The organism is Pseudomonas sp. 14A (assembly GCF_018132745.1).
Taxonomy (GTDB): domain Bacteria; phylum Pseudomonadota; class Gammaproteobacteria; order Pseudomonadales; family Pseudomonadaceae; genus Aquipseudomonas; species Aquipseudomonas mercuritolerans.
This window is the reverse complement of record NZ_JAGRQJ010000001.1, coordinates 1-15,032: the sequence shown is the minus strand read 5'-3', so window position 1 is coordinate 15,032 and position 15,032 is coordinate 1. Positions and strand designations below refer to the sequence as shown.

10 protein-coding genes and 1 rRNA gene are annotated in these 15,032 nt (G+C 59.7%); 9 read left to right on the top strand and 2 right to left on the bottom strand.

All coding sequences use genetic code 11. The features are described 5' to 3' along the window. The first annotated feature begins 24 nt into the window (after positions 1–24). The 5 genes from PS14A_RS00055 (at position 25) to PS14A_RS00035 (ending at position 7,029) form a co-directional block, all read left to right on the top strand. A complete protein-coding gene (locus tag PS14A_RS00055; protein ID WP_137216270.1) occupies positions 25–735 on the top strand; it encodes a GntR family transcriptional regulator in 711 nt (236 codons plus the stop codon). A 698-nt stretch (positions 736–1,433) separates the two neighbouring features. Then, positions 1,434–2,210, top strand: coding sequence for a DUF3050 domain-containing protein (locus PS14A_RS00050; RefSeq protein WP_212614997.1), 777 nt, complete (start codon positions 1,434–1,436; stop codon positions 2,208–2,210). Then, complete coding sequence (locus PS14A_RS00045; RefSeq protein WP_212614996.1) at positions 2,207–3,136, top strand: diiron oxygenase; 930 nt, start codon at positions 2,207–2,209, stop codon at positions 3,134–3,136. The genes PS14A_RS00050 and PS14A_RS00045 overlap by 4 nt, the downstream gene beginning before the upstream one ends. Before the next feature lie 10 nt (positions 3,137–3,146). Then, positions 3,147–6,539: a non-ribosomal peptide synthetase gene (locus PS14A_RS00040; RefSeq protein ID WP_212614995.1), complete on the top strand. Its 3,393-nt coding sequence runs from the start codon at positions 3,147–3,149 to the stop codon at positions 6,537–6,539. A gap of 22 nt (positions 6,540–6,561) precedes the next feature. Further along, entirely contained in the window at positions 6,562–7,029 is a 468-nt protein-coding gene (locus PS14A_RS00035; RefSeq protein WP_137216266.1) for an SRPBCC family protein, read from the top strand. 127 nt (positions 7,030–7,156) lie between these two features. Here the strand turns inward: PS14A_RS00035 and PS14A_RS00030 are convergent, their stop codons facing one another. Next, the gene (locus tag PS14A_RS00030; RefSeq protein WP_130912507.1) at positions 7,157–9,037 is read right to left on the bottom strand and encodes a methyl-accepting chemotaxis protein; all 1,881 of its coding nucleotides are present in this window, start codon (positions 9,035–9,037) and stop codon (positions 7,157–7,159) included. 312 nt (positions 9,038–9,349) lie between these two features. On the opposite strand from PS14A_RS00030, the gene PS14A_RS00025 reads away from it, so the two are divergent. From PS14A_RS00025 to PS14A_RS00010, 4 genes are all read left to right on the top strand, one after another. Continuing rightward, complete coding sequence (locus PS14A_RS00025; RefSeq protein ID WP_212614994.1) at positions 9,350–9,850, top strand: sigma-70 family RNA polymerase sigma factor; 501 nt, start codon at positions 9,350–9,352, stop codon at positions 9,848–9,850. Beyond that, complete coding sequence (locus PS14A_RS00020; RefSeq protein WP_212614993.1) at positions 9,850–10,851, top strand: FecR family protein; 1,002 nt, start codon at positions 9,850–9,852, stop codon at positions 10,849–10,851. The genes PS14A_RS00025 and PS14A_RS00020 overlap by 1 nt, the downstream gene beginning before the upstream one ends. Positions 10,852–10,937: 86 nt before the next feature. Then, entirely contained in the window at positions 10,938–13,442 is a 2,505-nt protein-coding gene (locus tag PS14A_RS00015; protein ID WP_212614992.1) for a TonB-dependent siderophore receptor, read from the top strand. Positions 13,443–13,517: 75 nt separating this feature from the next. Beyond that, positions 13,518–14,696: a PepSY domain-containing protein gene (locus PS14A_RS00010; RefSeq protein WP_212614991.1), complete on the top strand. Its 1,179-nt coding sequence runs from the start codon at positions 13,518–13,520 to the stop codon at positions 14,694–14,696. Positions 14,697–14,762: 66 nt separating this feature from the next. On the opposite strand, the gene rrf is transcribed toward PS14A_RS00010, so the two are convergent. Continuing rightward, positions 14,763–14,878, bottom strand: a 5S ribosomal RNA gene (rrf, locus tag PS14A_RS00005). Positions 14,879–15,032 lie beyond the last annotated feature (154 nt).

The window sequence follows — 15,032 nt, the reverse complement described above, 5'->3', positions numbered from 1 at the left end:
TTACGACCTACAGGGTGTGTTGTCGTGACTCAGAAGCCCAAACCGCTGCACAGCATCAAAGTCGAAGGACCGATTCCTGCGCATCTGGCCCGGTCGGTGATTGAAGAAACCCTGCGCTCGGCCATTCTCGATGGCCGCCTGCCGTGTGGCACTGCGCTGCGCCAGCAGGATCTGGCCGATCTGTTCGGGGTCAGCCGCATGCCGGTACGCGAAGCCTTGCGCCAGCTCGAAGCGCAGGAGTTGCTCAGCGTCACCACGCACAAAGGCGCCGTGGTTGCTCCACTGATCCAGGGCGATGCCGCTGAAACCTACGAGTTGCGCATTCTGCTCGAATCCGAGGCAATGCGGCAGTCCATTCCGTTGCTGACTGAGGCCGAGCATCAACTCGCCGCCGGCTACATCGATGAGCTGGAAGCGCAGCACGACTACAACGAGATTGGCCGCCTCAACCGCCTGTTCCACATGGCTCTGTACAGCAAGGCGCCCAACCAGCGACTGCTGCGCCTGGTGGAGGACGGCCTGAACGAAGAAGAACGTTTTCTGCGGTTCAATCTGGAAGCCATGGGCCTGGGCAAGCTGTCTCAGGACGACCATCGCGCCATGCTTCAGGCCGTGATCGAGCGAGACATCCCGCGCTCACTCGAAATGCTTGAGCAGCACCTCAACCGTGGCGTCGAGGTCATCACCCGCTACCTCGCGACTCCCGCGGCACAGAAGCGCCACACCGCGCGCTGATATCTCGCACGTCGAATAATCCCCTTACAAATCTTCGCGACCGCTCTGCTGCCGGCTCTGGCAGCGGATCGGCGTGCCCGCTGGTGCCCGCCCCGGCCCTGCCGACGCATTTCTGCTGCCCGCCGATGACCAATCGGTAATAGCCGTGACGGCAATTTACCCGCACTCTTCCAGCGCCACCCCTACAGAACGGGGACGCGCCGCCCTGACGGCACAGTCCCCGCAACAGGAACCTACGGAAGGAGCCTTGTCACGGGAAACAGGAAGTCATGGCGCCGGTCCAGGCCAACTTTCGCCCCTATGAATTCAACCAATCTCCTTAGTTAAAAAGTTGCTTCGAGTGAGGCATTCACTCTTGTTTTCAATTTTGGCCGTTATTAGCCGAAAGGAGTAACTACGCCCAAATAAAACTCAGCTTAATAGTTTTATCGGCAACTCTCATACTTGAAAAAAAGCCAACCTGAAATAATTGAAAATAAACTTGTTAAATGCTTTTGCCCTGTATTAGCTTTCTCTCGCCAGGTTTGAACTTCGCTGTTCAGCGCGGCACACCTCACGTACCAAACGCAGCAACCGTGGCGCCGCAACGATGCCACATCGCAAGCAAGGCTTTGCCCGGATAACTTTCCATACAACTTGCTCAACCGCTTACAGCAACTGAAAGAACTGTGCATTTCATATCAATGATAAAGGACATCATGATGCCCACTAAGCAGCTACTCGCCCAGAAGAAAGCCGAACTGAGTATTCACCCGATCTTTTCCGAGATTACTTCGTTATCGGTATTACGCCGTTTCATGGAAACCCATGTATTTGCCGTATGGGACTTCATGTCGCTGACCAAGCGCCTGCAACAGGAACTGACCTGCACGCGTTTACCCTGGTTGCCGCCGCGCGATCCCCACGCGGCGCGGTTGATCAACGAGATTGTGCTGGGAGAGGAATCGGACGATCGCCTCGATGCCGGCCATTACAGCCACTTCGAGTTGTACCTGGATGCGATGCGCGAGATCGGCGCGAGCACCACGGCGGTAGAGCGCTTTGTCGCCCTGCAGCAGGAAGGCGTGAGTTATGACGTCGCGTTGCAGAGCGTCGACGTCGACCCGGCGGCCGCGCAGTTTGTCCGCGATACCTTGTGCATTGCCCTGGAGGCGCCGGGACACAGCGTTGCCGCCGCGTTCCTGCACGGTCGCGAGAGCGTCATTCCGACGATGTTCCAGCGCATTCTCGATGACTGGGGCATCGGCATCGAACAGGCACCAACCTTCCGTTACTACCTGCAACGGCATATCGAAGTCGATTCCGAAGATCACGGCCCCGCCGCCGAGCAGTTGCTGGAGCGTCTGGTCGACGGCGATCCGCAGCGCGCAGCAGAGGTTTATGCCAGCGCCATCGCCGCCGTGGAAAGCCGCATCGCCTTGTGGGACGGGCTGCGCCTGAGCATGGGCGTGGAAGTTGCCGAGGTGGCCCAATGAACGCCGCCGACTATCAATCCTTCGCCGACGCCTGGGAAAGCCGCGCGACCATTCGCACCCGTCCCCGGCGGCTGCTGGAAGACGATCAGCGCCTGATCTACCCGCTCAGCCGCCAGCCGCTGGTACTCAGCGAAACCTTCCTGCGTGAATGCCCGCAACAACGTGATTTCGCCCTGGTGCAGACGTTGTACAAATTCATCAACGACGTAGTGATTTTCGAGACCGAAATCGTCGACAAGACCGCCCGCAGCATCGCCAAGAATCGCTTTGCCGTGGCGTTCCCGTTCGCCTGTCGCTACGACGCGATGACCGTGGTGGTCGACGAGGATTACCACGCGCTGGTGGCCATGGATTTCATGCAGCAAACGGTCGCGCTGACCGGCATCGAACCGATCCAATTGCCAGACGAAATCGAACTGAGCCGGGCAATTCCCGCCGCCGTGGCACTGGCGCCGGAACACCTGCGCGGCGCGGTGGAATTGATCTGCGTGGCGATCGCCGAAAACACCGTGACCGGCGACGTCGCCGCGTTCGCCCGCGATGACTCGGTCAAGCCGTCGATCAAAGGCCTGATGGCCGACCACTTGCTCGACGAGGGTCGCCATTCGAGTTTCTGGGCGCGGATGGTACGCATCTATTGGCACACCGCCAGCGACGCGGACCGCGAGACCATCGCGCAGATTCTGCCGGTTTTCATTGGGCATTACCTGACCAACGACATTCAGAAGTCCTTCGACCTGCGCCTGATCGACGCGCTGCCGGTCAGCGAAACCACGCGGCACTCATTGCGCGACGAAATCGCCGGACTGGCCTTCCCGATCAATCGCCACCACCCGCTGGTAGGCAACATCGTCAGGTTTTTCCACAACAGCTCGCTGCTCGACACACCGTGCGTGCAGCACGCCCTGCGCGACTATCTGGTTTGAGGAGGCCGACATGAAACGTCTCGACATTTTGCTCACCGGCGCCGGCCAGGCCATGACCGATCTGGCCCGGGAACTCGAACAGCACGGCCATGCACTGACCCGCAGGGGCGCCACTCAAGCGGCGGTGGATCTGATCATCGACGATGGCTTTATCGCTGCCGGCGACTTCTGCGCCATCCCGCATCTGCACCTGCGCCTGGGTGTCGCCGCGCAAGAGCATGGCGGCCTGCCGACCCTCGACTTGCTGTGCTTTCTCGGCTCGTCGCTGATCAGCCGTGTGCCGATCGGCGATGAGCCGTCCGGCAACGGTCAGTCGCTACGCCAACGAGCGCTCGCCCATGTGGTCGACGAAGTGGCGTTGCTGGTCAGCCGCTTTTCCCGCGACGCCGATTATTTGAGGCATGCCCCGGCCCTCAAAGCGCCGGATTTCGAACGGCTGGAAGATCTGCTGTTTCTCGACAAACTGGCGTATGTCCACCGTCTCAACGACACGGCAAATCCGGCGCTGCTGCAACAAGCGCAGATCCCGCTGATCGAGCGCCTGCGACAAAGCCTGATCGAACATGCCGAACGACCGGCGCTGCACCTCGGCGGACAGTCCATCAGCTACCGCCAATTGCACGCCCACAGCCGGGCGATCCAGCAGCGGTTGCTGCCCTTGCTTGAGCAACATCCGCAGCCGTGGGTAGTCGGCGTCTGCCAAGGTAAAAGCCCGGCGCTGTTCGCCTCGATTCTGGCGATTCTCGGCAGCGACGCGGTGTACTTGCCGCTGGAGCCGAGCCATCCATTGCCGCGTCAGCAATACATCCTGGAAAACGCCGGCGCAGTGCTGTTGCTTCACGATGGACAGCAGGCGCTCAGCGAGTCGATAGCGGGGCTGGATGTCAGTGGCATCGAAGCGCCGAACGCCGATCTCGACCGGCCGCTGATGCAGCACCGCCCGGAACTTGATGCGCCGTGCATGGCGCTCTACACCTCGGGCACCACCGGGCATCCGAAAGGCGTGCTGCTCAGCCAGGCCAATCTCGCCCACTTCACCGCGTGGTACACCGACTACGTGCAGTTGCGCGCCGAGAGTCGGGTGTTGCAGTTCTCTTCGCTGAGCTTCGATTCGTCGTTGATCGACATCTTCCCCAGCCTGCTCGCAGGGGCGGAACTGGTAGTGCCCGACGACACCCAGCGCCGCGATCCTTTGCAGCTGGTTGCACTGATTCGCCGGCGGCAACTGACCCACGCCTTCCTGCCACCGGCGCTGTTGAGCATCCTGCCGCTGGAGCAACTGGAGAGCGTGCAGGTGATGACCGGCGGCGATGTCTGCGAGCCGTACGTCATCGAGCAACTGACCCGCCAAGGCACCCTGCACAACCTGTACGGCCCGACCGAAGCCACCGTGCTGATCACCGCGCGCCAGCTCAAACCGGGCGACAGCAACCGCACGCTGGGAGGGCCGATCGCCAACAGTCGGGTGCTGATTCTCGACGACGATCTGCAACCGGTGCCCGATCAAACCGTCGGTGAGCTGTTCATCGTCGGCCCCGGTGTCTGTCTCGGTTACCTGAACAATCCGCAGCAGACCGCCGAGCGCTATCTGAGCCTGTCACTGCCCGGCGGCGAAACCCTGCGCGCCTACCGCAGCGGCGACATGGCCAAGTGGGGCGAGCACGGTATCGAGCTGTGCGGGCGACGCGACAATCAGGTGAAAATCCGTGGCTTTCGCGTCGAGCCGGAAGAGATCGAACGCTGCCTGCGCGAGAGCCGCTTGTATCGGCAGATTGCCGTGGTCATCGACAATCAGCGGCGCATTCTGGCGTTTATCGCCCAGCCACAGACCGAGACTGCCCGCGACGAATTGAAGGCTCACGCCCGGCAGTTTCTGCCGGACTACATGCAACCGGTAGCGTGGACCGAACTGGCGCAGATGCCGTTCGCCAGCAACGGTAAAGTCGATCGCAAGGCGCTGTCGGCATTGCCGGTGACGGTGCAGGACAGCGCTGCGAAATGCCTGCCGGCCAGTGCTGACGAAGCGCTGCTTCTTGAGGTCTGGGCCGAACTGCTGGAACTGCCGACCAGCGACATTTCCACTGATGAAAGCTTCTTCAATCTCGGCGGTCATTCGATTCTGCTGTCGCGGATGTTGCTGCGCTTGCGTGAGGAATTCGGCCGAAGCATTTCGATCAACCGCTTCATCGAACTGCCGACGATCAGCAAACTGGCGACGCTGGTGCGCGGCACCGACGACAGCGCGATACTCAGCGCTCAGGCCATGGCCGACGCCGAGCGCGCGCTGGATATCGAACCGTTGCCGATCAGCCGCATGGGCGATGTGCACAAGGTCATCGTCACCGGTGCCAACAGTTTTGTCGGCGTGCACATCGTCGAAGCGCTGCTCGGTTGGGGCGCCAGCGAAGTGGCCTGTCTGGTGCGCGACGGCGCCGGGCAAACGGCGGCGCAACGCTTCGCTCAGGCACTGCGCGAAAACCGTCTCGAACATCTCGACCTCAGCCGTGTGCGGATTTACGCAGCAGATATCAGCCGTCCGCAACTGGGCCTGGGCGATGAGGATTATCAGCGCCTGGACCGCGAGTTCGGTGCGCTGGTACACAACGCCGCCAACGTCAACCACGTACTCGATTACGAGTCGCTGGCGGCGGACAACGTCGAGCCGATTTTCGCCCTACTGAAGCTGTGCGAAGGGCAGCGCAAAAAGGTCTTCAACTTCGTCTCGACCCTGTCGGCATCCAGCACCGTGGATGACGCCGGCCGAGTGCTGGAACTGCCCGCCGCAGCGACGCCGCCGATCTATATTCGCAACGGCTACAACCTGTCGAAATGGGTCGGCGAACGCATTCTCGAACGGGCGCGTGAGCGCGGTGTGCGGGTCAATCTTTATCGCCCTGGCAACATCAGTTTCAACAGCCTCAGCGGCGTTTGCCAGCCGCACAAAAACCGTTTGATGCTGATGCTAAAAGGCTCGATCCAGCTCGGTCAGGTGCCGGCGTTTGCGCTGAATTTCGACCTGATGCCGGTGGACTTTCTCGCCCGCTTCATCGCCTTTCATGCCAGCCGTTATTCAGCGGATCGCGCGGTGTTCAATCTGCACAATCCCGAGCCGCTGAGCTGGGATGCCTACGTCGCGTCGTTCCGCGAAACCGGCAGCGAATTTGCGCTGGTCAGCGTCGCCGACTGGCAGCAGCAATTGAGTCGGGTCGACGCCGACAACGCGCTGTTTGGCGTGCTCGGTTTCTACCTCAACGGCTTCGAAGAAGACATCGGCGACATCTCCCTTATCGGTCACGCCAACGCCGAGGCCGGCGTGCAGCAGATGGGCGCGCACTACCCACAGAAATCCCCGGCGCTGCTGCGTCGCGGCTGCGACTACCTGAAAGAAATCAACTTCATCTGACTCATCAACAAGGAGCAACACCATGAGCAATCTGCAACCCGACACCCTGATCAAAAACCCGCAAGGCTGCCACGTTGTGTCGTCGGTGGAAGTGCCGGCGGACGCGGCAAAAGTCTGGGCGGTCGTTGGCGATTTCGCTGGCTTCGATCGATTCATTCCAGCGCTGTCGCACACCGAAATGACCGGCGAGGGCGTGTCATCGCTGCGCAAGAAAATCTTCAAGGACGGCAACGTCGTGGTCGAACAACTCAACTCGCGCGATGAACAGGCGCGGCGCATGACCTGGACGACGATCTACAACACGTTGGGGGTGGCGAATCTGTGGGCGGCGATGCAAGTGGAATCGCTGAGCGCAGGGAAGTCGCGAGTGACCTGGACGATCATTGCCGAACCGGCTGCGGGTGGGGATGGAGCATTGCCGGGGTTCAGGGATTTCGTGCAGGGGTTTGCCGATGATGCGATGGGCAATGTGCTGAAGCTGTTTGTCTAAGGCTTAGGCTTTGCGGTGATCGTCAGACCGCTTTCGCGAGCAGGCTCGCTCCCACATTTGGAATGCATTTCCCTGTGGGAGCGAGCCTGCTCGCGAAGAACGATAACGCGGTCTGCAATCTGAAAAATCAGATTTTGAAGCTGTCGACCAACTGCTTCAACCGGTTCGCCTGCTGCGACAACGCATCACAATCCTTCAACGTTTCGTTGAGGTTGGCCACGCTCTGCTGGTTCAACAGGTTGATCTGGTTGACGTCGACGTTCAGCGTTTCCACCACCGCCGTCTGCTCCTCAGTCGCAGCGGCCACCGACTGGTTCATACCGTCGATTTCGCCGATGCGCTGGGTCACGCTGACCAGACGCAGACCGGCCTGATTCGCCACCTCCACGCTCTGCTCGCTGGACGCCTGGCTGGCGTTCATCGTGCTCACCGCTTCGCGCGAGCCGACCTGCAGCGAGGTGATCATCTTGTGGATCTCTTCCGCCGATTCCTGGGTGCGATGCGCAAGGTTGCGCACCTCATCGGCGACCACGGCAAAACCGCGCCCGGCTTCACCGGCACGCGCAGCCTCGATGGCAGCGTTGAGCGCCAGCAGGTTGGTCTGCTGCGAGATGCCTTTGATCACATCGAGAATGTGGCCAATGTTGTCGGTGCTCGCGTTCAGGGTTTCGATCTGCGTGCACGACAGGCTGATCTTCTGCGACAGCTCGGTCATCGCCTGAATGGTTTGCTCGACCACCTGACGACCATCATCGGCCTGCTCGGAAGCGCCACTGGCGTGCTGCGAAGCATCCGCGGCGTTGCGCGCAATCTCCTGAGTGGCGGCGCCCAGCTGATTGATCGCCGCCGCGACGCTGTTGGTGCGTGCACTTTGCTCATCGGAACCGACGATCGAAGCGTTGGAGGAAGCCATCACCCGTTGCGACAGGTCATGTACGTGACGGGTCGCCGACGACACTTCGGAAATCGATGCGTGAATCCGTTCAACGAACTGGTTGAATGCGCTGCCCAGTTCACCGAACTCGTCTCTGCTCTCGACCACCAGACGCCGGGTCAGATCGCCCTCGCCTTGGGCAATGTCTTTCATCGCGCGGCCCATGGTGGTCAGCGGCCGCATCAACACGTTGATCAACAGGCTCAACAGCAACGCAATCGCCGCGACTGCGACAAACATGGCGATCAGCGCCGAGGTGCGGAATTGGCTGAGGGCGGCGTAGGCCTTGTCGCGATCGATCGACAGACCGATATACCACTGCGCATTCGGCAAATCGCTGACCGGAGTGAACGAGAGAATACGTTCCTGACCGTTGAGCACGACGTTCTGGTTACCCTTCTCGATGCGCACGCTGGTGTTCGGGTAGATGTCCTTGAGGTTTTTCATCACCTGGTCTTTGTCCGGGCTGACGATCACCTGACCGTCGGCACTGACCAGAAACGCATGGCCGAGGCCACCGAAGTCCACCGAGTTGATGATCTTCACCAGGGTTTCCAGGCTCAGGTCACCGCCGACCACACCGAGCAATTCACCGTCCTTTTTCACCGGCATGGCGATGGTCACCACCAGGCCACCGACGGCCGCCATGTACGGCGGCGTCAGCATGGTTTTGTCGGCCGCCACGGCCTGCTTGTACCAAGGGCGCTGACGCGGATCGTAACCGTCCGGCATCTTCGCATCGGGACGCTGGGTGAAGACACCGTTGGCCTGCCCGACATAAGTGAACTGGAAGTTCGACGTGAAGGCCGGTTGATCGACAAGGCCGGGGAGGTCGGCATTCTTGCCCTGATGGGCAACGTTCTGCGCGAGGTTTTCCAGCACCAGAATCCGTCCGCTCATCCAGTTCTGCACGCTGCTGGCGGTCAGGTCACCGGCCTGTTGCACGGAGGACTGCAGGTTCTGGCGAATGGTGTTTCGCTGCAGATAATCGTTGTAGAGCGTGAACAACGCGAACGCCAGGACCACGACGCCCGAAGCGGCCAGGAGGATTTTATGGCTGAACTTGAGATTCATTTCATGGGACTTCTTATGCCAAAAGTGGGGATGCGTTTCCGGATGCAACATTCCATGTACGGCGCAGGCAGCGTTCTTCCGGCCGCTCTACTTTGGTGCACGCATTTCTCACCAGTCTGTCGGCCAGCGGCGGAGAAATCTTAGGGGCGCGTGAGAAATGAACCGGGTTTGTGCAGGATTCCCGCCGAACGGCGTGCCAGAGCGGCTGCGAGGGAATTTTTCGCATCGACATGGGGGCGACAGTTGCAAAATCTGTAACCCTTGATGACAATGCGACTAATTATCATTTGTGACGTTCGGGCTGGCGTGGTCATGTCTTCACCTGAGTTGGTCGTACAGGCGCTTTACGGTAGTCATCACGGCTGGCTCAACGCTTGGCTGCGCGCGCGGCTGGGCAACGCAGCGGATGCAGCGGATCTGGCTCAGGACACCTTCCTGCGCCTGCTGCAACGTACCGAACGCCTCGAACTGAAAGCGCCCCGAGCTTTCTTGCGAACCATCGCGCGCGGTCTGGTGATAGACCATTGGCGCCGCGAGGAAATCGAGCGGGCCTATCTGGAAACCATTGCTCACTTGCCTGAAGGCGAAGTACCTGACGCCGAATCGTGCGCGTTGGTGCTGGAACTGCTGGAAAGCATTGCGCGCATGCTCGAAGGACTTAAGCCGAAAGTGCGTCAGGCATTTCTCCTGGCACAGTGCGAAGGTTTGACCCACAAACAGATCGCCGAGCAGTTGAGCGTGTCGGTACGTTCAGTGGAACGCTACGTCGCCGATGCGCTGTATCACTGCTATGTGTTGCGGTATGAAAGCTGATGCCTGTGGATAACCTCTCATTCGCTCGCCGCGTCGAACCGCGCCAACACGTGGTCAAGCAAGCGATTCACTGGCTGCTGCGGCTGCGCAACAACCACGGCAATTCGCGGCTGACTCGCCAATGTGAGCAGTGGCGCGCCGAGCATCATGAACATGAAATCGCCTGGCAGCGGGTGCAGTCGCTGCAAGCCGAATTGAGTTCCAGTCTGCGCGCCGTGCCGGGTGCGCAGGTCGCTTTCAACACCTTGGAAAACAGTGCGCAGGGGCTAGGCCGACGCCAGGCCTTGAAGTTGTTGACGGGCGCGCTGTTGATGGGCTCCGCCGCGTGGCTGGCCAAGGACAGCGCCGCCTGGCAGCAATGGAGTGCCGACTACGCGACGGCGACCGGCGAACGGCGCGGTTTCCAGTTGCCCGACGGCACGCGCATCGAACTCAACACCGCCAGCGCCGTGGATCTGGATTACACCGCGCAGCAGCGCCTGATCAAACTGACCCGTGGCGAGATCATCGTTACCTGCGGCGGCTCTGACGAGGGTGCGGCGACCGATCAACCGCTGCGCATACAGAATCGCCACGGCACTTATGCGCCGGTCGATGCGCGTTTCATTTTGCGTCAGGAAGAACAGTGCACGCGGCTCAGCGTTACCCGTGGCCGGGTGTTGGTTCGCGCTGGCGGTCATTCCCTCGAAGCACTCGCCGGGCAGAGTTTTCTGGTCGATCAAAGCGGTTTGCGCGCAGCGCCGACGCCGGATATGGATGCGGGCGCCTGGCTCGACGGTTTGATTGTCACGCGCAATATGCGCCTGGGCGACTTCCTCGCTGAAGTCGGCCGTTATCGCCCCGGTTATCTCAATTGTTCGGCGGAGATCGCAGACCTGCGCCTTTCTGGGGTGTTCCGTCTGGAGGACACCGACAGGCTACTGGCGGTCCTGCCGCAGACGCTGCCGGTGCAATTGCGTTATCGCACCCGCTGGTGGGTGACCCTGGAACGTGCGGTGTGATTATTTTTGGCGGGTTTTCGCAGGCAGTCCGGCTTAGTCAGTAAGCACTTCAACTCAGCCCCCGCGACTGCCTACGGAAATCCACAATGACTGTCCGCGCCATTTGTAAGAACCCTCTGAATTTCACTGCACCATCGGCACCGCTGCGCCATGCGGTTCGGGCAGCACTGTTGTCCTCCGCGCTGGGCGTCAGCGTATTACCAAGTCTGAGTCTGGCCGCCAACACTGCCGGCACCGAGATCAGCCACCGCTACAACATTGCTGCAGGGCCATTGGGCGAGGCATTGAATCAGTTCGCCCGGCAGGCCGGCATCACCTTGGCGATGACGCCACAACAGACTCAAGGTCAGCAATCTCCCGGCGCGCAGGGTGAATATTCGACCGATCAGGCCTTGAGCCATTTGCTCGGCGGTACCGGACTGGAAGCCGTCAGCCAGGACGGCAGCAGCTACATCCTGCGCCCAGTCGCTGAAAGCGAAGCACTGGCCTTGCCGACCACCGACATCAAAGGCTTCGCCCTCGGAAACGCCCTGGGCAGCATGGCCGGCTACAACGCCACCCACAGCCAGATCGCCACCAAGACCAGTACCGCGCTGCTGGAGACCTCGCAAAGCGTATCGGTAGTGACGCGAGAGCAAATGGATGACCAGGGTTCGCAAACCGTCTCGCAAGCGATGCGCTACACCCCGGGTGTGCTGACCAACCCGTATGGCGCCACCCATCGTTACGACTACGTGGCGATGCGCGGTTTCAACGACGGCTCGGTGGACAACATCTACCTCGACGGCCTCAAGTCGATGGGTGACAGCGGCACCTACAGCACCATGCAGGTCGATCCGTATTTCCTCGAGCGTGTGGACATTCTCAAAGGCCCGTCGTCCGTGCTGTACGGCCGTAGCTCGCCCGGCGGTCTGGTCGCGCTGACCAGCAAAAAGCCGTTGTATGAGGCTTATCATCAGGTGCAGGCCACAGTGGGGACGCAAGGCCAGCGTGGGGTTGGGTTTGACTTCAGCGGCCCGGTCGATGACGACAAGCGCATTGCCTATCGTCTGACCGGATTGAGCGATCAGTCCGACACGCAATTCGACCATAACAAGGAAAAACGCTTCGCCCTTGCGCCGACGCTGAGCATCGATTTCAGCGAAGACACCTCGCTGACTCTGCAAGCCTATCTGCAGCACGATCCGGACGGCGGCTATCACGGCGGCGTTCCGGCGGACGGCACGATCCATCAGCGCAATGGCGAGCGCATCTCGCCGCGCTTCTTCGAGGGCGAGCCGGGGATCGACGGCTACTCCCGTGACCAGCAATCGTTCGGCTATCAGTTCGAACATCGTTTCAACGACGTCTTCACCGCTCGGCAGAACTTCCGCTATCTCGATTCCAAAGTGAACATGGATCAGGTCTACGCCTATGGCTGGACCACCCCGACCAGCAATGAACTGAACCGCTATTACACCGGCGGTGATGAGCGGCTGCATGCGTTCATCGTCGACAACATGCTGCAGGCCGAATTCTTCACCGGCGCGACCAAGCACACGGTGCTGATGGGCGCGGATTATCAACGGCGCAAAACCGTGGTCGACTGGACCAGCGGTGGCCTCGCGCCAATCAATGCGTTCAATCCGGTGTACGGTAACTCAGCGATCGAGATGTACGGCGACACCAGCTATCTGCGTCGTCTGGAGCAGACCGGTGTGTATCTGCAAGACCTGATCGAGATGGACAAATGGCGCTTCTCGCTGGGCCTGCGTCAGGACTGGGTCGAGACATCCGATGAAAACCGCATCGCCGAAGCGGGGCGGCCGGTGGGTACAGAGATCAATGATCGGCGCACGAAACTCACTGGGCGTGCCGGCGCTTTATACCTGTTTGATAACGGTCTGGCGCCATACATCAGCTACTCCGAGTCGTTTAACCCGAACTCCTATGCCGACAGCGCCGGCAATCCACTGGCCCCCACCGATGGCACGCAGTGGGAAGTCGGCTTGAAGTATCAGCCGCCGGGCACTGACAACCTGTTTACCGCCTCGCTGTTTCGCATCGATCAGGAAAACCTCGCGACCAAACTACCGCAGGAGAACTTCTATCGCGCGGTCGGCGCCGTACGCTCGCAAGGTCTGGAACTGGAAGCGCATATGCAACTGACCGATAACTTCAAAGTACTCGGCAGTTACACCTTCACTGATATCGAATATTCCAAATCGATGATCAGTACTTTGAGCACGCCCACTGATGTAATCGAGAACAAGGGCAACTCGCCAACTCAAGCGCCGCGCCACATGGCCTCGCTGTGGGCTGACTACAAGTTCGACAGCGCCGCACTTGATGGCCTGCGCTTGGGTGGTGGGGTGCGCTATGTTGGCTACAGCTGGGCCGATGCGGAGAACACGATGAAGGTGCCGTCTTACACGCTGTTCGATGCCTCGATTGGTTATGACCTGGGCAAGGTCGGCTTGAAAGGTGTGGATGTACGGCTCAACGCGAACAACCTGACCAATGAATCCTATGTCGCGTCCTGCGCCAGTCTGAACTTCTGCTACATGGGCGAAGAGCGCAACGTAGCGGCGACCGTCAGCTATCAGTTCTAAAGCTATGTCCTGTGCATAAAAAAGCCAGCCCCTGCTATCAGGGGCTGGCTTTGTCGTTTCTTCGGGGTGTCTTACATGCGTGCGTTTCTGGTTTGCTTGCATCGATATATTGGCTTGGCTACAGCAGTGTTTTTATTGTTGGCCGGGCTGACTGGCAGTGTGCTGGCGTTCAATCACGAACTGGATGAGTGGCTGAATCCGCAGTTCTACGAAGCGACGTCAGTGGGTGAGCGCTTGTCGCCGGGCGCGTTGGTAGATGCGGTGCAGACTGCACATCCGAAACTGCAAGTCTGGTACATGGAATATCCGCATGAGGCGGGGCATACGGCGCTGCTGGCGGCCGTTCCGCGTAAAGATCCGGCGACGGGCCAGCCGTTCGATGAGCGCAATCAGGTGTTCTATCTGGACCCGATCAGCGCGGAGCAAAAAGGCGCGCGCTACTGGGGTGAATGTTGTTTTCAGCGGGAGAACTTCATCCCGTTCATTCTGGAGTTTCACTACAACCTGACATTGCCCGATAACTGGGGACTGCTGTTGATGGGCCTGGTGGCCATCGCGTGGGTGATCGACTGTTTTGTCGCATTGTGGCTGACCTTGCCGCGTGGCAAGCCCTTCTGGAAGAAGTGGGCGACTGCTTGGAGGGTCAAAGGCGGGCATGCCTACCGCTTGAACTTCGATCTGCATCGCGCCGGAGGATTGTGGTTGTGGCTGCTGCTGTTACCGATCGCCGTCAGCAGCGTGGCGATGAACTTGCCGAGCCAAGTGTTCAAGCCTGCAGTTTCGTTGTTTTCGTCCATCGAGCCGAGCGTTTATGAAGCCAGAGGACGAATGCCCGCCAATCAACTAGGGACGACACAGCTAAGTTATCAACAGGCGTACGAAAGGGCATTGGAGGAAGGGAAACGATTAGGACTGACGGCGACAATCGGCGAGTTGTATTACAGCTTTGAGTACAACTTCTACGGTGCAGGGTTTGGACAGCACGATACGGACGCACACGGTAAATCCTGGTTGTTCTTTCACGGTACTGATGGCCGATTATTGGGACAGGAGATCGCGGGACAGGGCACGCTTGGAGAGCAGTTCTATCGACTCCAGTTGCCCATACATGGGGGACGGATCATCGGGGTGACAGGGCAGGTAATGATCGCGGTACTGGGTGTGTTGATTGCGGGGTTGTCAGGGACGGGCGTCTATATTTGGTGGCGCAAGTGGCAGGCAAGACGCAGCACCAGGATCCGAAGAACAGCCTGATCTTTCGTACACGCTTAAATGACAAAACCCCTGTCTGCGTTAGCAGACAGGGGTTTCGGAATTCAATCTTGACGATGACCTACTCTCACATGGGGAAACCCCACACTACCATCGGCGATACATCGTTTCACTGCTGAGTTCGGGATGGGATCAGGTGGTTCCAATGTTCTATGGTCGTCAAGAAATTCTTTATCTGGCCCGTCAACACGGTAACACGCCAGCAAAAACAGGAACTTCTACTAAAACAAAACCCCAACTGCTTTCGCAATTGGGGTTTCGGAATTTAATCTTGACGATGACCTACTCTCACATGGGGAAACCCCACACTACCATCGG